Origin of the sequence: Virgibacillus halodenitrificans (genome assembly GCF_001878675.1) — a bacterium.
Taxonomy (GTDB): Bacteria; Bacillota; Bacilli; order Bacillales; family Amphibacillaceae; genus Virgibacillus_Q; species Virgibacillus_Q halodenitrificans.
On sequence record NZ_CP017962.1, the window covers coordinates 768,365 to 791,330 of the forward strand.

Genomic DNA, 22,966 nt, shown 5'->3' on the forward strand with positions numbered 1-22,966 from the left:
TATAATAATGAATAATTCGAAAATATGAAGAGAGGGAAATTGTGGTGAAACGTGCAGCGATTATTGGAGGAACAGGGTATGGAGCGGCAGAGCTGATACGCTTAATTCATCTCCACAAAAATTTAGAAGTAAGTAAAATTATTTCACATTCTCAATATGGAGAAAATATTTCAACACACTATCCTCACATGCATACTTATATGGATTTAAAGATGGAGGCACTGGATGTCAGGGTATTAGCGAATGAAGTCGATATTATTTTTTTTGCTACTCCTGCAGGCATAGCCAAAGAATTAATTCCACAGCTAGAGGGTAACCATGTTCAATGTATTGATTTATCAGGGGATTTACGCTTGCCCAATCGCGACTTATATCAAAAATGGTATGGTCAGTTGGGAGCTCCACAAGAGATCTTAGATAAAGCGGTTTATGGTTTAACAGAGGTATTTCCTAATCAAATTAAAGATGCCGAAGTAGTATCTAATCCAGGCTGCTTTCCCACCGCTAGTTTACTAGGATTAACGCCAAGTATAAAAGAAAAAATTATAGACACACAATCTATCATTATAGACGGAAAAACGGGGCTTTCTGGTGCAGGTGGGTCGCCTTCTAAAATGACTCATTTCTCAGAGACAAATGAAAATATTCAGCCTTATAAAATAGGGAAACATCAGCACATTCCTGAAATAGAGCATTACCTTTCCATCACAGCTGGTGAATCAATTAACGCCACATTCACTACACATCTGATACCAATGACACGCGGATTGCTATGCACTATTTATGGAAGGCTTACCAAAAATGTAACTACGAAAGAAATAATACATTTATATCAGGACTTCTACGCAAATCATCCATTTATACGTGTATTGGAAGAAGACCAAACACCAACTACGAAAAATGTATATGGAAGTAATTTTTGCGATATTAGTATTCATGTTGATGAAAGGACGAATCAGCTAATTATTGTTTCGGCAATAGACAACTTAGTTAAGGGAGCAGCTGGTCAAGCAATCCAAAATGCAAATTTGATGAATGACTGGAAAGAGGAAGAAGGTTTAGCTCAATTACCAATCTATCCATAGGAAAGGGGCATGGAAATGATCACTACCAAGATAAATCAGATAAAGGTATTGGAAAACGGAAATATAGCCAGCCCAAAAGGGTATACCGCAGGCGGAGTACATTGTGGGATACGTAAAACAAAGCTGGATTTTGGTTGGATACACTCTAACATTCCAGCAGTTGCAGCAGGAGTGTACACCTTAAATGCTTTTCAGGCAGCTCCACTTAAATTAACAAAAAGTAGTATCGAAAAGGAAAAGCGGATTCAAACAGTTGTTGTTAATTCCGGAATAGCTAATGCGTGTACAGGAAACCAGGGATATCTGGATGCATTGGAAACCCAAAGGTTGGCCGCAGATAAAATGGGAATACATAAAGATTATGTGGCAGTAGCTTCCACCGGTTTGATCGGTAAAACATTACCAATGGAGAAAATTAAAGTTGGTATAGCAGAAATAGGAGAAGAAAACAATTCATCAGCAGAAAATTTTGAGAAGGCTATCTTAACAACTGATACGGTTACGAAGCATATTGGTGTTCAAATAGAAGTGGAAGGAAAAACAGTCACTATCGGCGGAGCGGCAAAAGGTTCTGGAATGATATGCCCCAATATGGCTACAATGCTTGCTTTTATTACTACAGATGCAGCTATTGAGGAGAGTGCTCTTCAACAGGCGCTAAAATCTATGACGGACTGTTCTTTTAACAGGATTACTGTAGATGGGGATTGCAGTACAAATGATATGGTGTTGGCTTTGGCAAATGGCCAGCAAGGTAATACCCCTTTAAATGAAGATCATCCTGACTGGTCCATATTTTTGGAGGCATTCAAATTCGTTTGTGAGGCTTTAGCCAAGCAGATTGCAAGAGATGGAGAAGGAGCAACCAAGTTGATAGAAATACATGTAGAGGGAGCGCCAACGGAGCGTGCTGCAGGACAGGTAGCAAAGGCAGTAATATCTTCTAATCTTGTAAAGACAGCGATTTTTGGTTCTGATCCGAATTGGGGAAGAATTGTTTGTGCAGTCGGCTACAGTGAACAACCACTCGATCCGCAAAAAGTAAATGTAAGTTTAGGTAACATAAATGTAGTTAAGAATGGAGTCCCACTCGAATTTGATGAGGTAAAGGCAACGAGCTATTTGCAAAATGAAGAGGTACAACTATTTGTGGATTTACAAAATGGTAAAGAAAAGGCTCTGGCATGGGGCTGTGATTTAACCTATGACTACGTAAAAATAAATGCATCCTATCGGACGTGAGGTGAGAGAACTGAGTAATATTGTATTTAAATTAGGCGGAAGTATTATAGCAGAGCTTCCCAATTCCTTTTATGACATGCTTGTACATTTAAAAAGGTCGGCCAAATGTAATCCGATTATCGTACATGGTGGTGGACCGGCGATTAATAAGTTACTGGATCACTTGAAAATAGAACATGAATTTGTTAAAGGGCTTCGAAAAACATCCAAAGATGTTTTAGAAATTGCTGAAATGGTGATGAGTGGATCAATTAATAAACACATTGTTACCTCTATTCAAACAATAGATGGCAAGGCAATTGGTTTAAGTGGCGTAGATGCGGCGATTTTACAGGCGAAACCTCTGGGAATACAAGAAGAAATCGGGTATGTAGGTGAAGTGGAAAATGTAGATACGGAATGGCTCCACCTTATCATTCAGCATGGTGCCATTCCGGTGATATCACCCATAGGGCTAGGTTCAGATGGGCAGCATTATAATATCAATGGAGATATTGCCGCTGCAGCGGTGGCTGAGGCGATGAATGCCAAGCTTGCCTTTATTAGTGATATACCAGGCGTGAAAGAGGAACGTGCTGGGCGTACAATTATTCATCCGAGTTTAACAAAGGAACAGACCGAAACGATGATCAAAACGGGAATTATTCACGGAGGAATGATACCAAAGGTGCAATCCGCTATAAAAGCATTAAGTGGTGGGGTAACTGAAACAGTTATTTTAAATGGATGGGAATCCAAAGATATAGAAGCTTATTTGGATGGAAAACAAGCGGGCACAAAGCTAATTATAGAAAAGGAGGCCAATCATGTCTGAAACTGTAACTGAACAAGCTTCATCTGCCTTAATGAATGTTTATAACAGATTTCCGCTCACACTTGTAAAAGGAAAGGGTAGTTATGTATGGGATGATGAAGGAGCTAACTACCTTGATTTTACTTCTGGGATAGCAACATGCAATCTTGGTCATATACCTGATAGTGTAGAAGAAGCAGTAAAGGAGCAATTGGAGCAACTTTGGCATTGTTCTAATCTATACCATATCCCGGCTCAGAAAAAGCTTGCTGAACAGCTAGTAAAATATAGCTGCCTTGATCAGGTATTTTTTTGTAATAGTGGTGCAGAAGCAAACGAGGCCGCGATTAAATTGGCAAAGAAATATGCAAAGGATAAGGGGGGGGAAGACAGGACAGAGATTGTAACATTTACTCAATCCTTCCATGGCCGTACAGGTTCCACCATGGCAGCAACCGCACAAGAAAAAATTCATCAAGGATTCACTCCGTTGACGCCTGGATTTCGCTATCTTCCTTACAACAATATCGAAGCCTTGAAGCAAGTGCACAACGGTAAAACAATAGCAGTTCTATTGGAATTGATTCAAGGAGAAGGGGGAGTTAATCCTGCAAATATAGAATGGTTAACTAACCTTCGTGATCTATGCCATGAGCATGATATCCTTTTTATGGTAGATGAAATACAGACAGGAATGGGTAGAACCGGGGAGTTGTTTGCTTATGAGCAGTTCGGTGTTGATCCAGATGTCATTACATTAGCAAAAGGGCTTGGTTCAGGTTTTCCTGTAGGTGCACTTCTTGCAAAGAAAACGGTAGCGGAGTCATTTCAGCCTGGAACGCATGGTAGTACTTTTGGAGGGAACCCCTTAGCGATGGCTGCCGGCCTGGCAACAATAGAAACAATTATGAACAATAGCATATTAAATGAAGTGGACAATAAAAGTAGATGGATGGCTGAACAATTAGCAACCCTAAAGCAACAATTCTCTTCTATTGAAGAAGTGAAAATGAGTGGCTTATTAATTGGTGTACAAATGAAAGAAGAGGCTGCTCCTTTGGTTACCGCATTTAGAGAAAAAGGAATTCTGGTGCTTCTTGCAGGGTCTCATGTGTTGCGAATCCTGCCACCTTTAACTGTATCACAGGAAGAATTGACAACATTTATTACTGTTTTTAAAGAAATTTTACAGGCTAAAGGGGCGAACCAGCTATGACAAAAATTAATCAATTAAAGAAAGTAATAGTCATTGGTTCAGGTCCCATAGTTATTGGTCAGGCTGCTGAGTTTGATTACGCGGGAACACAAGCATGCATAGCGCTAAAAGAAGAAGGAATAGAAGTTATACTCGTAAACAATAATCCTGCCACTATGATGACAGATAAACAAATAGCAGATCATGTCTATATGGAGCCATTGACTATTGAATCACTTGAAAGCATTATATCCATAGAAAAACCAGATGGTCTAATTGGCACATTGGGAGGTCAAACAGGCTTAAACTTAACCGTTGAGCTTCATGAACAAGGTATCTTAGAAAAGTATCAAGTTAAATTGTTAGGTTCATCTGTCCCTTCCATACAGCAAGGCGAGGACAGAGAAAAATTCCGTGAGCTGATGCTTGAAATAAATGAGCCTGTTTGCGAATCAACAATTATTCAATCAGTGGAAGAAGGAAAATCATTTATCCAATCTACTGGATACCCAGTCATTTTGCGCCCTGCCTACACCCTTGGAGGAGAAGGTGGCGGTTTTGCAGAAAATGAAGATGAATACAAAGAACTCTTGGAGAATGGGTTAAACCTGAGTCCCATTGATCAGGTGCTGGTGGAAAAAAGTATAAAAGGATGGAAAGAAATTGAATTTGAAGTAATTCGTGATGCTGCGGATAATTGTGTAGTTGTGTGTGACATGGAGAACGTAGACCCAGTTGGTGTGCATACAGGTGATTCCATTGTCGTAGCGCCCTCGCAAACGATCACGACGGAACAAAAGGAATTACTAGAGCGTGCTTCGGTGAAAATTATTCGGGCTTTGCATGTCATTGGCGGGTGTAATATTCAATTTGCTTTGCATCCAGAGACGAATGCGTATTATATTATTGAAGTCAATCCCCGGGTCAGCCGTTCCTCTGCACTAGCTTCTAAAGCGACAGCATATCCAATTGCCTTAGTGGCTACTAAATGTGCAATTGGCTACACATTAGATGAAATAGTCAATCCGGTTGCTGGCAACGCATACGCAAGCGAAGCACCAGTATTGGATTATGTAGTAGTAAAAGCACCACGATTTCCTTTCGATAAATTTACAGAAGCAGATCGTAGATTAGGTACGCAAATGAAAGCAACGGGTGAAGTAATGGCTATAGACCGTACCTTTATCGGAGCCTTGAATAAGGCTGTGCGTTCACTTGAACTTCATATGAATAGCTTAAATTGGAAGGAAATGTCCGTTCTCTCTAAAGAAGACTTAATGGAGTCCATAGCAGTACCAAATGATCTCCGACTTTTCGCCATTGCGGAGGCTTTAACGAGGGGAATAGAGGTAAATGAGATACAAGAAATAACACAAATTAATTCCTGGTTCATTGAAGAAATTAATAAAGTAATTACTTGCGAACAGAAGATAGAAAGGTACAGTCTGTCTAACGTTTCATCAGAATTGCTTAAGGAAGCAAAGTTGCTAAATATTAGTGATGAACGAATTGCAGAATTACTGGAAACAACGGGGAAGAAAGTAAGAAGCTTGTATAAAAGCATGGATTTCCATTTGTCTTATCACTTAATGAAAACCTCCCAATCCAGCACGCAACCAATAGCTTCGTGCTATTACTCCTCCTGGGGGAACGATAACGAGGAGTCAGCGTATGAAACTGAAACGGAAAAAATACTTGTCCTGGGCTCTGGTCCGATACGTATTGGGCAAGGGGTAGAATTTGATTATTGTTCTGTACATGCTGCTCTTGCGGTAAAGAAAATGGGATATGAAGCAATTGTAATTAATAACAATCCAGAAACAGTAAGTACCGATTACACAATTGCGGATCGACTGTATTTTGAACCATTGGCCCTGGAAGATGTGTTAGCAGTAATTGAAAAGGAGAAACCCGCTGGCGTTCTTATTCAATTTGGCGGCCAAACGGCTGTTAACTTAGCAAACTCTCTTCAGGAGGAAGGCGTCCATATTTTTGGAACTGCGCCAAAACATATTGATCAAATGGAAGACAGAGAGCAATTTTATGAAGTGTTGAATAAATTAAACATCAATCATGTGCCTGGTTTTGTTGTAAACGAACATGAGAACATTGCGACAACCGCAAATGACTTGGGTTTCCCGGTACTTATTCGCCCATCCTATGTTATAGGCGGACAATCGATGTTTATTTGCAATAATGAAATAGAATTGCAAACATATGTCAAACGGATTCAGCAGGATACAAAGGATCGTTGTTGGCCACTACTTATTGATTCATATATTCCGGGAGTAGAGTGCGAAATCGATGTAATCAGTGACGGGCAGCAAATCATTGTGCCTGGAATTGTTGAACATATAGAGAGGGCAGGTGTCCATTCCGGAGACAGTATGAATATCTTTCCAGCCATTTCCCTTACTGATAAAATGAAGGAAAGAATAATCAACATTGCGCGTATTATTAGTCAACAAGTACCTATTATTGGGATGATGAATATTCAATTTGTCATCGATGGAGATACGATTTATGTATTGGAAGTCAACCCACGTTCCTCCAGAACTGTACCTATGCTCAGTAAAATAATGGATATACTGATGGTTGAGTGGGGAGTAAGGGCGCAGTTAGGTGAAGCGCTGGATGATATCAGCTCGGAGTTGAATCTAGCTAATGAACCTGAATATTATATGGTAAAAGCTCCTGTGTTTTCAGCAGGGAAGCTAAAAGGAGTAGATCATGTACTTGGGCCTGAAATGAAATCGACCGGAGAAGCTATTGGTATAGGAGAAACAAAAGAAGTAGCCTTAGCTAATGCTTTGCCTGAAAATGTTCAGAAGATGTTTAAGAGTAAAAAACCGTTAAACGTGATTGTATCCATTTCGGAAAGGGAGAAGCCAAATTGTATAGATTTACTTAAAAAGCTTATAGTGGAAGGTGCTGTAATCACCGCTACAAAGGGGACAACAGCCTATTTAGAGGAAATGGGTATTCCGGTATATAATACGGTTTATACAAAGGAAGAAATACATGGCCTTTGGCGTTCAAATACGCCTGATCTAGTGCTGAATATACCGAGCCAAGGCAGGAAAAAAGAAAAGACAGGATTTTATCTTCGTGAGCTTGCTGTCCGGTATCAGACCCCTTATTTTACTAGCCTTGATACATTACAAGTGCTTTATAGCTGGCTTCGTAATGCAGAGCAAGTTATCAAACCGAAATCTTTGCAAGAGTATTTGCATCAATTAAATAAAGATAAAATCTTACATGCCGGAAAGTAAACGTAAAAGGAGTAACCATGGAAATAAATATTTACGTATAAACGATTGTTTACGGAAGCATAACTAACGAATTAGCAGCAGCACAAAACGTAGTGCTGCTGCATTAACATAAACAGATATGCGTTTTTCTATAATTTCTCAAACCAACGGCAAATGTGGTTTAATCTCTCTATTCTCATCTCTGGTTTACCACTTCTGCTTAATTCATGATTGGCATCAGGAAAGCGGACGAATTCAACTTCTTTTCGTAGATGCTTTAGCGTTATAAATAACTGTTCACCTTGTTCCACTGGGCAACGAAAGTCTTTTTCCCCATGCAAAATCAGCAAAGGAGTTTCTACATTTTTAGCATATTTTAGAGGAGAGATATCCCATAGCTTTTTTGGGTCATCTAATAGGTTTAAACCGTGTTCCCACTCATTAAAAAAGAAACCAATATCACTAACGCCATAAAAGCTTAGCCAATTAGAAATAGAACGTTGGGTAACCGCAGCCTTAAAGCGGTTTGTATGTCCTACAATCCAATTTGTCATGAATCCTCCATAACTTCCACCAGTCACCCCAAGTCTATCTTTATCAATAAAATCGAAGTTTGTCAGTACATAATCCACTACCTCCATCAGGTCTGTATAATCTCCGTTACCGTAATCAGTACGACAAGCATTAACAAATTCCTGGCCATAACCATGACTTCCACGTGGATTTGCATACACTACAACATATCCTTTTGCTGCTAACAGTTGTAATTCATGAAAATAAGTTTGACCATACATAGCATGTGGCCCGCCATGAATCTCCAAAATCATTGGATACTTTTCCCCATCCTGATATACTGATGGGTGCAATAGCCATCCTTGAATTTCTTCGCCATCCATAGTTGGAACAGTAATTGTTTCCGGTTCAGCTAAAGTTAGCTTGGATAAAAGAGCCGAATTAAAATCTGTTAATCTATTGAACTCTCCATTTTTCTTCAAATGATAAAAATTACAAGGGTTTGTTGGTGTACTAATCCCAAGAATAAATGAGTCGGAGTGGCCATTATAACTGAAACTGAACACATGATGGCTCCCCTTGTACAGTACATCCAATTCCCCAGTTAAGTTTACCTGGTAAAGCCCGGTCACCCCATAATCTGTTGCAAGAAAAAAGATATTTTTTCCATCCTTTGCCCAAATTGGTCCACTTTCAGATTTGCCTAAGCGAGTATCTCCAATCATGGCATCACCAAGTTGAATATCCCATTCAGCACTCAAGTTGCTTTTTTCATAGCTTCCTGTATTGAAAATGTATAAGTCAGTAAGTGTCGCGCCGGCATAAGTAAAGTTATGGCCAAATGCAGCAATTTTATTGCCGTCTGGGGAATAGACTGCGCGCTGATATGTACATTTACTATCTGTAAGTTTTTTGACTTTCTTGGAGGAGCGTTCTAAAACGAAGAGATCGTCAACTTGTTCATAATCTTCTTCTTCTCTAAGGTTGGCAATAAATAAAATTTCATTACCGTTAGGTGATACATCTTGCAGTAGATGGTCAGCAGGTGCATTTGTTAGCTGCTCCAAGTTACCTGTTCTTATATCTAAAACAAATAACTGGCTCCGTTTCTGATCATGAAAACCGTTAGAGTCAGATTTATATTTGAGCCGATTTACTACAAGTGGTCGTTTAGCCAATTCTTTCTGTTCTTTGTCTTTTTCCTCTGTCGATATTTCGGTGAGATTGTTAATATCTTCTTCCGGTTCTATGGGTGCGCTAAAAATAAGGGTATTACTGTCCGGACCCCAAATAGGATTGCTAGCCCCATGTTTAAGTTTGGTAAGTTGCTGTGCCTCTCCTCCTTGCATAGGCAGGAGCCACAACTGCTGTGTTCCGCTTCTGTCGGACTGGAAAACAGCCTTTTTTCCATCCGGTGAAATTAGTATGTTGGTGTGTTTATTTTTGCTGAATGTCCACTGTTGTCTTTGATTGGAGTCCAATTTTTGGAAAAATAGCTGTGACTCGTATTCTTTCTTTTCGTTAATAGTTGTAGATACATAGGTGTAGGCATTTCCACTTGGTGTGAAATTAGGGTCACTTACAATTTCATATTCCAGCAAGTCTTCTGCTTGAAGTGGTCTTTTTTTATTCATTATTTTAGCTCCTTTAATTAACGTCTTATACTTTTAAATAAAATCAAATGTGTATAAATCTCATTTATGTTAGTAGCTTCTGAATAAATTAATTTCCTTGAGCTTAAATATAATTATGTTCATTTCAGTTAGTAGAAGAGGAACGCTTCAGATTTTGTAAAAAAAGGTTTAAATCTTTTCGGTTCTTAAAAACAAGGATATCCTTACCTTCTAATTTAGAGAGTTTTTCATAAATGACAGGTGCTTTTGTTTTATTAAAGTTGCGTACCCATTGGAAAAACTCCCAATCCAGCTTTTCCTTACAATTTTCACCCATATCAGGCCTGGTCTTATTGTGGAACTGAATTCTGCGTTTTACAATTCCGTACAGACATACAGTGGTTCTATAATGAAGAAAGATGATCGTGTCAGCATGTTGAAGACGCATATCCATTGTGGAGCCATAGTTCCCATCGATAATCCAAGCATCCTTTTCAACAATTGATTGATTCGCTTTTATAAGTGCTTCTCGTTCAATTGGTTTCCATCCAGGCTTCCAGAAAATAGCATCAAGATGAAAAACAGGAAGGTTCAGTATAATTCCTAGTTTTCCTGCTAATGTAGATTTTCCGGATCCTCCACTTCCAATAATTGCAATTTTCCTCATAGCATCACCTATCACATATAGTATTTGGATAAATTAACTTAGCATAATTTTTAGAAAATTACAATCTAAAAACAACTGCCAAGTTAATCTTTACCTTGGCAGCTGTGTGCTTTCCTATGAAGCTGATTAAACAGAAGGTTTTAAGGCATCTTCACTAGTGATATTAGCATCTGCTATGTATGCATCTTGTAGCTTTCTTGTAATTGTACCAGGTTTTCCATCATTAATTTCTTTGTTATCAACTTTAATTACAGGCATAACCTCGGATGTACTGCTGGATAAAAAGATCTCATCAGCCATAGCAATATCCTCAACAGAAAATCCTTCTTCTATAAAAGGAATGTTTAAGTCATTAGCAAATTTTTCTACACGCATTCGCACACAACCATGCAAAATATTATTCGTTGCAGGATGGGTGTGGATTTTTCCGTCTTTTACTAAATATGCGTTTGAGGAACTACATTCTGTTACCAATCCATCTCTATGAAGAATAGCTTCATAACACCCCTGTTCCTTTGCTTCTTGCTTAGCCAATACGTTTGGAAGAAGATTTAAGCTCTTAATATAGCAATTTTCCCAGCGGACATCACGCTGAGTAATTGTGCATACGCCATTTTCCAAGTTTTCCAGATTACGCGGTAGATCCTGTAGATACGCATACATATTTGCAGGAACATTTAATGGAAAAACATGGTCTCTAGGTGCAGAGCCTCGTGATACCTGCAAATAAACTTTTCCATCTGCTGTCATCTTATTTTTTGTTAATAGTTCTAATAGAAGCTTCTTGAGTTCATCTTTCGTTAATGATAAGTTAATCTTAATAGCTTCAGCAGAACGGAAGAGGCGATCAACGTGCTCATTCAGTAAATAGTAGTCACCGTTATAGATGCGGATTACTTCATAAACACCATCACCAAACTGCAGGCCTCTTTCTTCATACGGATAATTTAATTCATCTCGATGTGTAAATTTGTCTTGCGCTAAAATAATTGGATAAACAGACATGAAATTTTCCCTCCTAAAGTTATGACTATTCTAATACTTCTCACGCTACTTGTAAATGTATATTAAAGTGAGAAATCTCACAGAACCATTCCCGGTTGTCCGTGTATAATTTTAGATACGTAGAGAGGTGTGAGATCATGGAACCTTTGTTAAATAGATTGGATAAAACTACTTATGAAAAATTGATGATGAATAGCTTTCGCAAAGAATACATGAAAAATACTATTGTATTTAGTGAAGGAACACCGGCAGAAGCACTTTACTTTATTAAGAGTGGCACAGTTCGAATTTATAAGGGCATGGGTGCTGACAAGGAAATTACTATTTTTACCAGAAAAGAAAATGATTGTTTTGGTGAAATAGGTATATTTAGTGGAACGAAATATTCAAATACCGCAATAGTTACTCAAGATGCAATTCTTTATCGTATTACAAAAGCCAAGGCAGAGGAGCTTATTAAACAGGACGGATCACTTGGTTTACATTTTACGCGGTGGGTAGCGGAATCATTAGAGGCAAGTAAAGCTAAGATTCGGGATTATATTGCATTTGGCTCAGAAGCTGCAATAGCTTCTGTATTTATTCGGTATTCTAATATGTATGGAATTGTTACCAAAAAAGGTATCCGGATAACAGAACCGATTCGAGTTAGAGATATTAGTAAGCATATAGGTATTTCAAGAGAAACAGTAAGTCGTGTTGTTAATAAGTGGAAAGAGCAAGGATTAATCATCAATGACAACAAATTTTACCTGATTAAAGATATTCATTATTTTAGGAAGTTGCTTCTATGTGAAAATTGTGGCGTCGAAAACTGTGTTTTATAGGAGCTATTTTTATTTATGATAGCTCCTATAAAAATTCTGTCGAAAAAAGAAATTTTTTATTGATTTTTTAAAATGTGCTTGTTATAATTAAAAATGCGTTCGAAAAACACGTATTTTATTAACATAAATAATTTGAACGTAGACAATTTAATAATTAGTAATGTGCGGGTGTAGTTTAGTGGTAAAACCTCAGCCTTCCAAGCTGATGATGAGGGTTCGATTCCCTTCACCCGCTCCATACATATGTCATAACGCAGTGTTTCGTAAAGTTTTTACGAAGTGTTGCGTTTTTTACTTTTATTATATGTGTAAACTACGCTAGCATTCCTAGTAAGAAAATTAAAGTAGATTGGTGGTTTCGTACGAGACTTCCTGTTCTACAGTATAGTTCTAACTAATTCACAAAATAGATAAACTAAGAACTAACTTGCAAGTATTGTAAATTGCTTTTTCTGAAAATACACTACTAGAATTCATTTAGATACGTTTTGATGATCATCTATCGCCATTGATTTCCATTGCAGATGAACGCTTTCCACCGGCATGGCTTCAGCCGCTTCCTCCGCTACGCTCCGTCCAGGGTCTTCAGCTCATGCTATTCCGGTAGGAGTCGTCATCTTCCATTCCAATCAATTGGTATATGCTATTGATTAATAAAGCACATTTTTCAGTGACTATAATAACTGGAAAAATACTTCTCTCTTTTAATCTTTTTAGAAGTAAACCTTAGCGTAGGAAAAATACGGAGACTTCTGGGGGAGATGAGGCATAGGTGAGACCCCGGAATGCGTTAGCATGAGGAGGCTCATCAGCCGCCCCCGAAAAGCGCAGTGTTTTTCCGTAGCGGTGTTATTTAGCCATTTTGTATTAACAGAGAAATAAGTTTCCTCTAGTTCGCATTTTACTCCAACCCTTTAAAAAGAGCTATAGTTATTAATTTAGTACACTTGATTTCAAAATAGAACTAAACATACTTCATTTTTCAGTATTCTTCTTTTACCACTTCACTTGAAAACCGCTTTTCCTGCATAGTATTCTTAAACCAATAACTTTTTAAGAGCGAGGGATATTCGATGAAACGATTAATGAACGAGCTTAAAAGAATTGATAATAAAGGGTATAAGGCTTACAAAGACATTCAGGGGAAATATAGCTACACGAAGTTTGATTTATTCATAGATTATGTACAGGGTGATCCATTTGCCACCCCATCTAAAATTAGGATAGTTATTCCAGCTAAACAGCGACCAATCAAAGAGGAGTGGCTTTCCTCTTATGAGAGAAAAATAGCAGCAGAAGATAAAATGGCAAGAGTTGTAGCAAGCGCGATTCACAAGCAAAAGACCTTTATAAAAGGATCAGGAAAAAGTGGACTAATTTTATTCGATCAGCCCGGACAGGAAGTTATTGAACGAAGTGCTGTCCAATTAGACTCACAGGCTATTACTGTTTGCATATCTGTTGGATTGCCTGCAAACGGTCGGCGGATTAATGGTAAAGAGGCAGAGAAGCTATTTGGAGAGGCTATCCCTACTATAATAGAAAACTCCATATTTACAATAAAAGACGTGGAGGTAGAAGCACCCGTTCAACTGGCCGATCAACAGGTTGCCATTCGGGAGGCTATGCAAAAAAATGGATGGGTTGCATTTATTAACAATGGAGCTATACTACCTCGAGAAAGTGGTGTAAGTAACCGTCCATTAAAAAATGCGGTCCCTTTTCAAAGTCCTAAGGGAGACGAAGTAGAAATAACTATACCACATCAGAAAGAACCGATCCGTGGAATGGCTATTTCTAAAGGGATTACCCTAATTGTTGGTGGAGGTTATCATGGGAAAAGCACTATTCTAGAAGCGATTGAAAAAGGAGTATATGCTCATACAGACGGGGATGGTAGAGAATATGTGCTTACAGATCCTGATGCAGTTAAGATTCGTGCTGAAGATGGCCGACAAGTTACAGGTGTCGATATTTCACCTTTTATTTCCAATTTGCCACATAAAAAAGATACAAGTTTTTTTATGACGGAAAATGCAAGTGGAAGTACATCACAGGCGGCTAATGTGATGGAATCTTTGGAAGCAGGAGCCTCGACCTTACTTATTGATGAAGATACAAGTGCGACTAATTTCATGATCAGAGACCATCGAATGCAGCAACTAGTCCAAAAGGAGAAGGAACCTATTACGCCATTTATTGATAAAATAAGTCAGCTATATAGCCAATTAGGAATTTCTACAATAATTGTAATGGGTGGCTCAGGTGATTACTTTGCTGTTGCAGATACAGTAATTATGATGGAATCCTATTTGCCACATAATGTAACAGAAAAGGCAAAGCAAATTATGAAGGAAAACCCATTGGAAAGAGACATGTCTAAAGCCGACACGTTTGGAAAAGTAAGAGATCGTTATTTTCAGCAATCCACCCTACAAACAAAAAAAGGGAAAAGAGCCAAAACACAGGCTAAAGGATTATCAACGATATTAATGGGTAGAACAGATATTACTTTTCATCATACTGAACAACTTGTTGACTCTTCACAAACAAGGATGATTGCTGAAATTATCAGTTATTTGGATCGTAGTAACACACTCGAAAACAAGTCGCTCCATACTATATTGAATGAACTGGAGAAAAAGATGGATACAGAAGGACTTGCTTCCTTTACAATATTTAAAGACCAGCATCCTGGCGATATTGCACGACCACGCAGATACGAGATTGCTGCAGTGCTGAACCGAATGCGTACGGCTATGGTAAAATAAGAATAAGACTAAACACTTTTATTATAAGGAGGGTTAGCCGATGGATATCAACAAACTTAAGCAGGAAGTTATAGAATACAGCAAAGAAATAGGTATTGATAAAATTGGCTTTGCCTCCGCGGATGTCTTCTCCGAATTGAAGGAAAGATTGAAAAGGCAGCAAACACTAGGTTATCAGTCTGGATTTGAGAAAGGAAGTGTGGACGAACGAACGGAGCCAACCCGTTTGTTGCCAGAAGCTCAATCCATAATTTCCATTGCCCTTGCCTATCCTTCTCGGATGAAGGATGCCCCAAAAAGTACAAAGGAAGAACGTAGAGGAATTTTTGCACGTGCTTCATGGGGAATAGATTACCATGTTGTTATGCGTGAAAAATTGGATAAGCTTGCTGATTTTCTTAAAGAAAAGGTGCCTGATGTAAGCAATAGGGTGATGGTAGATACAGGTGAGTTATCTGATCGTGCTGTTGCTGAACGTGCAGGCATCGGGTTCAGTGGGAAAAACACAGCGATTATTACACCTGAATTTGGATCCTTTGTCTATTTGGGAGAGTTAATTACGAATATTCCATTTCTCCCTGATAGTCCTGTGGAAGATAGCTGCGGTGATTGCACAAAATGCTTGGATGCGTGTCCAACAGGTGCTTTGGTACAAGGCGGGCAATTGAATGCACAGCGATGTATTGCTTTTCTCACTCAAACAAAAGATTTCTTGCCTGATGAGTTTCGAACAAAAATAGGTAATAGAGTTTATGGTTGTGATACATGTCAGGTAGTTTGTCCAAAAAACAAAAAAGTAGATTTTCATCACCATCCTGAATTTGAACCGGACCATGAAATCGCAAAGCCAAAGCTCAAACCAATGTTACGGATTTCCAATCGTGAATTTAAAAACACATTTGGCTCCATCGCTGGTTCTTGGCGAGGGAAGAAGCCACTACAGCGAAATGCCTTAATTGCCTTGGGCCACTATAAAGACATAACAGCAGTTGAAGAAGTTATTGAGGTGATGCAGACTGATCCTCGGCCGGTAATACGTGGAACAGCTGCATGGTCGCTTGGCAAAATCGGAACGGAGAGAGCCTATAATGCCATACATGAGGCGATGAAGAAAGAAAAAGATGAGCAAGTTATTTATGAAATGGAAAAGGGTCTTGCCTTTGAAAAAGAAGCCAGCAGAAGTTAATTAGGTGGGAGCGACTTATTATGAAGAAAATCACATTGTTTTATGACGAAATGGATTCACCGATAGGAACGTTGCTGTTGCTAAGTGATGGAGAAGCAATAGTTCGAATCGAGTATGGAAGACTTGCTGACTTAGAAGAAAAGTTAACAACCTGGGCTAAAAGATTTATTGGGGAACCCTATTTTGTTCATCAACCTGAATTGATTGCTTCTGCTAAAGAGGAGCTGGAGGCTTATTTTAAACATCAGAAGCAGACGTTCTCTATTCCTTTTAAGTTTTATGGGACCAGCTTTCAACAAAAGGTTTGGCAAGCACTCTATGACTGTATTGAATACAAGGAGACCAAAACCTATAAAGAGATTGCAGAAATAATCGGTAACCCGAAAGCAGTGAGAGCGGTGGGAGGGGCTGTTAATAAGAATCCATTTTCTATTGTAGTCCCTTGTCATCGCGTAATTGGAGCAAACGGAAAACTAGTTGGTTATAATGGCGGTTTGGATAAAAAGGAATTTCTTTTGAAACATGAAGCAACAGATTGAAATTAAGGCAATCTGACAAGCATCCTCTCCATATATATTTAATGGAGGGGATTTTTATGGAAAAAATTAAAAAGGTATGGCTGGATTATTTCTTATCTGAAAAACAAACAACCGGTTGGTGGCAAAAAAAACGCAGCTTGTGTAAAGAAAGAAATGCTGAAATTGTTCGTCTTCATGGGGATGGTCGGCTATACAGAGAGTTTTCCTCTGATAATCAACGTATATACCACTATCTTATCCATTTATCATACCTCATTAAGCAAGATGAGTTTTTTTATCTGGAGGAGGAATTAATCCCGTATGAATTTCGGTATGATGGCGGAGCGGTAACTAATCATTATCCAATACAATATGAACAGCCTGACAAACCCAGTATTTTACCTGAGGAAATTCGTGGAGATGATGCTTTATTAGAAAGGTTTTCTTATGATCGCAACGAAGCTGTCCGCTATGCAGAGAGATGGTGGAATAGTTATAATCCTGCATATAAAAAATTTGATGTCGATTGTACAAATTATGTTTCTCAATGCTTATATGCTGGGGGCGCCCCAATGAGAGGGGCGCCTTCTAGAGAAAAAGGATGGTGGTATCAAAACGATAATTGGAGTTTTAGCTGGGCAGTAGCCCATTCATTACGCTGGTATTTAAGTGGTTCCACCCAAGGACTACAAGGCACGGAATTAGATAATGCCTCAGAACTGCTCCCGGGTGATATTATTTGTTATGACTTCGAAGGGGATGGGAGTTGGAACCATAACACGATTGTTGTGACTAAAGATGCTTATGGAATGCCGTTGGTTAATGCACATACAAATAATAGCCGGAACCGCTATTGGTCTTATGAGGATTCAGCAGCATGGACACCTGATATTAAGTATAAATTTTTCCGCATTGGTGACAAGTAAGTGATATACTAGAACAGTACAAACAACGTAAGGAGATTAGAAAAGTGAGTTTACATGTCGTTCTATTTCAACCAGAAATACCAGCGAACACTGGAAATATTGCCAGAACTTGTTTAGCAACAGATACAACACTTCATTTAGTTCATCCGCTAGGGTTTTCAACAGATGATAAAATGCTTCGTCGAGCTGGATTGGACTATTGGAAGAATGTGGATATCAAGGAGTATAAGAACATAACGGAGCTTTACAACACATATCCTGAAGGTGAATATTATTATATAGAAAACTTTGGAACCAAACATTATACAGACTATGATTTTTCTAACAAAGAGGAAGATTTGTTTTTTGTTTTCGGCCGGGAAACAGATGGGATCCCACTTCAATTATTAGAGGGAAAAGAAGAGCAATGCCTCCGTATTCATATGAACGATAAAGTACGGTCTTTAAATCTATCGAATACGGCGGCTATTATTATATATGAGGTACTGCGTCAGCAAGGTTTTCCAGATTTGTCTTAGTAAAAATGACCTGCACCGACTATTATAATTCTTAGGGAGGCTCCTGTTTGGAGAAAAATGTAATCTGATAAACTATTTCAATAACATGAAAAGCCGTGATGCAACTATACATCACGGCTTTTGGAATTAGATAAACATTATTGATTTTTCTTTGGGACTGCCGGCTTTGCTTCATATCCGGAAGTGAAGGTTGAGATAATAAAAGTTAAAACGACTCCCATTAGTAATGCTAATTTCATGCGAAACTCCTCCTTTGTATGTAAAAGAACGATTAGATGTAATTATGTCCTTATTATACCTAAATATTCGCTTTATGTGAACCAGAGAAATCCATTATTTTTCCCTACAGGTAGTTTGAAAAAACTTACAATAAAAATACTGGTAACATTATATTGTTTAAGGTAATAAAATAGGGTATATTAGTTGATGAAGTCATTCGTCAGTTCTATAATGTAGATGGATGTGAATAACCGTTACATAACGGATAACGCTAACTTCTAATGGGGGTATAAAAACGTGGCACAGAATGTAGAATCTAATGAAAGATTCTGGGCAGAATTTCATGGTCCTAACATGGGGTATGTTGAGGAACAATATGAGCTTTACAAAGAGGATCCAAATCTTGTCGATCAATCTATTAAGCAAATGTTCGATCGGCACGGGGCTCCTGAATGGTTAACACAACCTAATAGCAGTGTGCAAGAAGAGCAACAAGGGACCTCAATAAAGGATATTAAGAAGCTTACCTCAGCAATGAAACTTGTTGAGGCTATTCGTCGTTTTGGTCATCTAGAGGCGGATATTTATCCAGTTGGGCCTAAGGAAGTAAGAAAATCACCTTTAGTTGAGCCGCAAACTTACGGTTTAAGTGAGGATGATTTGGCAAACATGCCAGCAGCTTGGCTATGGGAGAAAGCGCCAAGTAATGTTAAGAATGGGCTGGATGTTATTAAGGAATTAAAGAAATATTATTCAGGAACAATTACTTTTGAGTATGACCATATGAATAATGATGAGGAGCGTAAGTGGCTTCTTGATTTGATTGAAGCAGGGCATGCACGTCTTGATCTTTCAGATGAAGAGAAGAAGCAACTACTTGAACGACTTTCACATGTAGAAGGTTTTGAAAGCTTCCTTCAAAAAACTTTCGTTGGTCAGAAACGTTTTTCAATTGAAGGATTGGAATCAATGGTTCCGATGCTTGATCAGATTGTAAAATATGCTACGGAAGATAAAATTGAAAATATAATGATGGGAATGGCGCATCGCGGACGTTTGTCTGTACTTGCACATGTATTGGGGAAACCGTATGATAAAATTTTCTCTGAGTTTCACCATTCACCTGATAAAGAATTAATACCATCTGAAGGTTCTATGGGAATTAATTACGGTTGGACTGGAGATGTGAAATACCACTTTGGAGCTACTAGAGATGTTAAAGAAGGCGATGAGACAAAAACACGTATAACACTCGCTCATAATCCTTCTCATCTTGAGTTCGTGAACCCTGTGGTGGAGGGGTTTGCGCGTGCTGCACAGGATGAACGATCTCAAAAGGGATATCCAAAAGGTGATTTGAATAAGGCATTCAGTGTACTTATTCATGGCGATGCTGCCTTTATTGGAGAAGGTGTAGTAGCAGAGACGTTGAATTTGAGTGGATTACCTGGGTATTCCACAGGAGGAACGCTCCATATCATTGCAAACAACTTGGTAGGTTATACGACAAATCAAACAGATGGCCGTTCAACCAGATATGCAAGTGATTTAGCCAAAGGATTTGAAATTCCAATTATTCACGTTAATGCAGATGATCCAATTGCTTGTATTTCAGCAATTAAGATTGCATATGATTATCGTCAAAAATTTAATAAAGATTTCTTGATTGATTTAGTAGGATATCGTCGTTACGGTCACAATGAAATGGATGAACCTCGAACTACACAGCCGGCGCTTTATCAGAAGATTGATGAGCATCCTACTGTAGCGAATGTTTATGCTGGAGTGTTAAGAGATAAAGGTGTTATTGGGGAAGATACTTTCAAAAAAATACAAGAGGATGTAGAGGATCATCTTCGTGGAATTTATGATAGTATGAAAGAAAATGAAGCAGGCTCTGTAGAAGTTCCAAACATGCCAAAAGTATTGGCAAATGGATTGGATCGATTTGAAACAGCTGTGGATTTGGATACGTTAAAAGCTCTGAATGAGGGATTATTGAACAGACCTGAAGGCTTTAACGGTTTTAAAAAATTGGAAAAGATTTTAAGCCGACGCAAAAATGTGCTTGAGGAAGGTAACAAAGCGGATTGGGGCGCTGGAGAGGCGTTAACTTATGCTTCCATTCTTCAAGATGGTATTCCAATTCGATTGACTGGTCAAGATTCAGAGCGAGGAACATTTGCACATCGCCATCTAGTACTTCATGATGTGGAAACAAATGAAAAATATTGTCCGATGCATGGTCTTGAACAGGCGAAGGCATCGTTCGATATCCGAAACAGTCCTTTATCTGAAGCAGGCGTACTAGGCTTTGAATATGGCTATAGTGTTGAATCACCGAATACTCTAGTAATTTGGGAAGCGCAATTCGGAGATTTTGCAAACGCTGGTCAGGTAATCTTTGATCAGTTTATTTCAGCCTCTCGTGCCAAGTGGGGTGAAAAATCCAATATGGTTATGTTGCTTCCGCACGGATATGAAGGGCAGGGACCTGAGCATTCAAGTGCTCGCTTGGAAAGATTTTTGCAGATGGCTGCAGAAAATAACTGGATTGTAGCTAATGTGACTTCTTCTGCTCAATTCTTCCATTTGATCCGTAGGCAGGCAGCAATGCGTGGGAAAGAAGAAGCTAGACCATTAATATTAATGACACCTAAAAGCTTATTGAGAAACCAGCGCGTAGCTTCTGTTGCAGAGGAATTCACAAATGGTAAATTCCAGCCCTTACGTTCTCAGCCAAACTTAAAGGTAAGTAAAAAGAATGCCAAACGGTTATTAATTGGAAGTGGGAAAGTAATGGTCGATATTGAAGAGGCTATTGCTAATTCTGAAGAAAAATTTGATTGGTTACGCGTGTTGCGACTTGAACAAATTTATCCATTCCCTAAAAAGGAACTAGAAAAAGAGATAAAAGAACTGCCTAATCTGGAACAAATAGTTTGGGTACAGGAAGAACCAAAAAATATGGGGAGCTGGGATTTTGTAGATGATTATTTAAGAGATCTTTTACAAGAAAACCAGTCATTACGGTATATTGGACGGCCGGATCGTTCATCACCTGCTGTTGGTGTGCCGAATGTGCATAAAACAGAGCAAAATCAGATTGTACAACAAGCAATTAACCCGTCTAAAGGAGGAGATTCCAGTGAAAGAAATTAAAATACCAGAGCTAGCCGAATCCATTACTGAAGGTACTATTGCAGAGTGGTTAGTCAAAGAAGGCGACAAAGTAGAAAAAGGTGATCCAGTAGTTGAATTAGAAACAGACAAAGTTAATGTCGAAGTGAACTCCGACTATGCGGGTGTCATCACTGAAATTGTTCAAGGTGAAGGTGAAGACGTTGAAGTGGGAGATATTATTGCCAAGCTAGATGAAAATGGGGAAGCTGGCGCTGATACTTCCAGCAATGAAGAGCCAAAAGAAGAGAAGCAAGAAGATGTAAAAGAAGAACCGAAAGAAGATAAGAAAAAAGAAGATAAAGAAGAAGCTACAGTTGAAAACACGGAAGAAGCATCAAAGAAGGATCAAAAGGACGACAAAAAAGGAGACGTAATTGCCTCTCCAGCAGCGAGAAAACGAGCTAGAGAACTTGGAATTGATTTAAGCACAGTCAGCTCCCGTGATCCACTTGGAAGGATCCGTCCGGAAGACGTAGATGCTGCTGCCAAGGATACATCAGAGAAGAAAGAATCCAAGCCAGCTAAAAAAGAAGCACCAAAGACAGAGGAAAAAACAGAATTTGATAAGCCAGTAGAACGTGTGAAGATGTCACGTCGTCGTCAGACAATTGCAAAGCGTCTTGTAGAAGTACAACATGAAGCAGCAATGCTTACTACATTTAACGAAGTTGACTTAACCAATGTAATGAAGCTTCGTAGTGAGAGAAAAGAAAAGTTTATTGACAAGCATGGAGTAAAGCTTGGATTTATGTCCTTCTTTACCAAAGCAGTTGTGGGCGCATTAAAAGAATTCCCACTATTAAATGCTGAGATTCAAGGTAATGAGCTTGTTCTTAAAAAATTCTATGATATTGGTATTGCTGTGTCCACAGATGATGGATTAGTAGTTCCGGTAGTACGTGACGCTGACCGTCTTGATTTTGCAGGCGTAGAACGTGAAATCGGAAATCTCGGTAAAAAAGCACGGGATAAGAAGTTAGCAATGGAGGACCTACAAGGTGGTTCATTTACAATTACAAATGGTGGCACATTTGGTTCCATGCTATCTACCCCTATCCTAAATGCGCCACAGGTTGGTATTTTAGGAATGCATAATATTCAAAAGCGTGCTATGGTGATGCCAGATGATACAATTGAAGTACGCCCAATGATGTATTTAGCTCTTTCTTATGATCATCGCATTGTTGATGGAAAGGAAGCAGTACAGTTCCTAGTTAGAGTGAAACAATTACTTGAAGATCCATATGACCTTCTATTGGAAGGCTAATATAATGAAAGAAAACAACCGTTATCTGGACAAGCAGATAGCGGTTGTTTTTTGTCTATAATGTTTGTGGTTGTCGCAAGTCTAGATAAAATACGAGAGCATTTCGATAGTCAATCATTTAGTAAATCGGAAGTCCTCTGAAAAAAGTACTGTTTTTATAGTATTGTAGAATATAAGTATTCATATG

Annotated in this window: 16 protein-coding genes and 1 tRNA gene; 14 read left to right on the forward strand and 3 right to left on the reverse strand. The window is 38.7% G+C overall.

From position 1 onward, the window contains the following. The first annotated feature begins 41 nt into the window (after positions 1 to 41). The 5 genes from argC to carB are packed head-to-tail and all read left to right on the forward strand — an operon-like array spanning position 42 to position 7,587. Entirely contained in the window at positions 42 to 1,085 is a 1,044-nt protein-coding gene (gene argC, locus BME96_RS03980) for an N-acetyl-gamma-glutamyl-phosphate reductase (RefSeq protein ID WP_083547410.1), read from the forward strand. A 15-nt stretch (positions 1,086 to 1,100) separates the two neighbouring features. Then, positions 1,101 to 2,327 carry a bifunctional ornithine acetyltransferase/N-acetylglutamate synthase gene (gene argJ, locus BME96_RS03985; RefSeq protein WP_071648342.1) on the forward strand — a complete coding sequence of 409 codons (1,227 nt, stop codon included), beginning with the start codon at positions 1,101 to 1,103 and terminating at the stop codon, positions 2,325 to 2,327. A 1-nt stretch (position 2,328) separates the two neighbouring features. Continuing rightward, positions 2,329 to 3,141: an acetylglutamate kinase gene (gene argB / locus BME96_RS03990; protein WP_231478668.1), complete on the forward strand. Its 813-nt coding sequence runs from the start codon at positions 2,329 to 2,331 to the stop codon at positions 3,139 to 3,141. Next, a complete protein-coding gene (locus BME96_RS03995; protein ID WP_071648346.1) occupies positions 3,134 to 4,336 on the forward strand; it encodes an acetylornithine transaminase in 1,203 nt (400 codons plus the stop codon). The genes argB and BME96_RS03995 overlap by 8 nt, the downstream gene beginning before the upstream one ends. Next, positions 4,333 to 7,587 carry a carbamoyl-phosphate synthase (glutamine-hydrolyzing) large subunit gene (gene carB / locus BME96_RS04000; RefSeq protein WP_071648348.1) on the forward strand — a complete coding sequence of 1,085 codons (3,255 nt, stop codon included), beginning with the start codon at positions 4,333 to 4,335 and terminating at the stop codon, positions 7,585 to 7,587. Before BME96_RS03995 ends, carB begins: the two co-directional genes overlap by 4 nt. A 128-nt stretch (positions 7,588 to 7,715) precedes the next feature. Here the strand turns inward: carB and BME96_RS04005 are convergent, their stop codons facing one another. The 3 genes from BME96_RS04005 to dat all read right to left on the reverse strand — a co-directional run bounded on the left by BME96_RS04005 (position 7,716) and on the right by dat (position 11,364). Further along, positions 7,716 to 9,713: a S9 family peptidase gene (locus BME96_RS04005; RefSeq protein WP_071648350.1), complete on the reverse strand. Its 1,998-nt coding sequence runs from the start codon at positions 9,711 to 9,713 to the stop codon at positions 7,716 to 7,718. Positions 9,714 to 9,837: 124 nt separating this feature from the next. Then, positions 9,838 to 10,359: a DNA topology modulation protein gene (locus BME96_RS04010; protein ID WP_071648352.1), complete on the reverse strand. Its 522-nt coding sequence runs from the start codon at positions 10,357 to 10,359 to the stop codon at positions 9,838 to 9,840. Between the two features lie 126 nt (positions 10,360 to 10,485). After that, positions 10,486 to 11,364 carry a D-amino-acid transaminase gene (gene dat, locus BME96_RS04015; RefSeq protein WP_071648353.1) on the reverse strand — a complete coding sequence of 293 codons (879 nt, stop codon included), beginning with the start codon at positions 11,362 to 11,364 and terminating at the stop codon, positions 10,486 to 10,488. 137 nt (positions 11,365 to 11,501) lie between these two features. Here dat and BME96_RS04020 point away from each other — a divergent pair, with 137 nt between their 5' ends. From BME96_RS04020 to odhB, 9 genes are all read left to right on the forward strand, one after another. Continuing rightward, positions 11,502 to 12,191: a Crp/Fnr family transcriptional regulator gene (locus tag BME96_RS04020; RefSeq protein ID WP_071648355.1), complete on the forward strand. Its 690-nt coding sequence runs from the start codon at positions 11,502 to 11,504 to the stop codon at positions 12,189 to 12,191. 164 nt (positions 12,192 to 12,355) lie between these two features. Continuing rightward, positions 12,356 to 12,429, forward strand: a tRNA-Gly gene (locus BME96_RS04025). Positions 12,430 to 13,264: 835 nt separating this feature from the next. Beyond that, complete coding sequence (locus BME96_RS04030) at positions 13,265 to 14,962, forward strand: ABC-ATPase domain-containing protein (RefSeq protein WP_071648357.1); 1,698 nt, start codon at positions 13,265 to 13,267, stop codon at positions 14,960 to 14,962. Positions 14,963 to 15,002: 40 nt separating this feature from the next. After that, the gene (gene queG / locus BME96_RS04035) at positions 15,003 to 16,148 is read left to right on the forward strand and encodes a tRNA epoxyqueuosine(34) reductase QueG (RefSeq protein ID WP_071648358.1); all 1,146 of its coding nucleotides are present in this window, start codon (positions 15,003 to 15,005) and stop codon (positions 16,146 to 16,148) included. A 20-nt stretch (positions 16,149 to 16,168) separates the two neighbouring features. Next, positions 16,169 to 16,687: a methylated-DNA--[protein]-cysteine S-methyltransferase gene (locus tag BME96_RS04040; RefSeq protein WP_071648359.1), complete on the forward strand. Its 519-nt coding sequence runs from the start codon at positions 16,169 to 16,171 to the stop codon at positions 16,685 to 16,687. A gap of 56 nt (positions 16,688 to 16,743) precedes the next feature. Beyond that, entirely contained in the window at positions 16,744 to 17,592 is an 849-nt protein-coding gene (locus BME96_RS04045) for an amidase domain-containing protein (protein ID WP_019377114.1), read from the forward strand. Positions 17,593 to 17,636: 44 nt separating this feature from the next. Continuing rightward, entirely contained in the window at positions 17,637 to 18,110 is a 474-nt protein-coding gene (gene trmL, locus BME96_RS04050) for a tRNA (uridine(34)/cytosine(34)/5-carboxymethylaminomethyluridine(34)-2'-O)-methyltransferase TrmL (protein WP_019377115.1), read from the forward strand. Positions 18,111 to 18,626: 516 nt separating this feature from the next. Continuing rightward, on the forward strand, positions 18,627 to 21,491 hold the full coding sequence (locus tag BME96_RS04055) for a 2-oxoglutarate dehydrogenase E1 component (RefSeq protein WP_071648361.1): 2,865 nt from the start codon (positions 18,627 to 18,629) through the stop codon (positions 21,489 to 21,491). Next, a complete protein-coding gene (gene odhB / locus BME96_RS04060) occupies positions 21,478 to 22,779 on the forward strand; it encodes a 2-oxoglutarate dehydrogenase complex dihydrolipoyllysine-residue succinyltransferase (protein WP_071648363.1) in 1,302 nt (433 codons plus the stop codon). Before BME96_RS04055 ends, odhB begins: the two co-directional genes overlap by 14 nt. Positions 22,780 to 22,966 lie beyond the last annotated feature (187 nt).

Excerpts from the sequence above, each read along its gene's own strand:
- dat (WP_071648353.1), bottom strand. The coding sequence starts at position 11,364 with ATGTCTGTTTATCCAATTATTTTAGCGCAAGACAAATTTACACATCGA.
- BME96_RS03995 (WP_071648346.1), top strand. The coding sequence starts at position 3,134 with ATGTCTGAAACTGTAACTGAACAAGCTTCATCTGCCTTAATGAATGTT.
- argJ (WP_071648342.1), top strand. The coding sequence starts at position 1,101 with ATGATCACTACCAAGATAAATCAGATAAAGGTATTGGAAAACGGAAAT.
- BME96_RS04010 (WP_071648352.1), bottom strand. The coding sequence starts at position 10,359 with ATGAGGAAAATTGCAATTATTGGAAGTGGAGGATCCGGAAAATCTACA.
- queG (WP_071648358.1), top strand. The coding sequence starts at position 15,003 with ATGGATATCAACAAACTTAAGCAGGAAGTTATAGAATACAGCAAAGAA.
- BME96_RS04040 (WP_071648359.1), top strand. The coding sequence starts at position 16,169 with ATGAAGAAAATCACATTGTTTTATGACGAAATGGATTCACCGATAGGA.
- BME96_RS04045 (WP_019377114.1), top strand. The coding sequence starts at position 16,744 with ATGGAAAAAATTAAAAAGGTATGGCTGGATTATTTCTTATCTGAAAAA.
- BME96_RS04005 (WP_071648350.1), bottom strand. The coding sequence starts at position 9,713 with ATGAATAAAAAAAGACCACTTCAAGCAGAAGACTTGCTGGAATATGAA.
- BME96_RS04020 (WP_071648355.1), top strand. The coding sequence starts at position 11,502 with ATGGAACCTTTGTTAAATAGATTGGATAAAACTACTTATGAAAAATTG.
- carB (WP_071648348.1), top strand. The coding sequence starts at position 4,333 with ATGACAAAAATTAATCAATTAAAGAAAGTAATAGTCATTGGTTCAGGT.
- BME96_RS04030 (WP_071648357.1), top strand. The coding sequence starts at position 13,265 with ATGAAACGATTAATGAACGAGCTTAAAAGAATTGATAATAAAGGGTAT.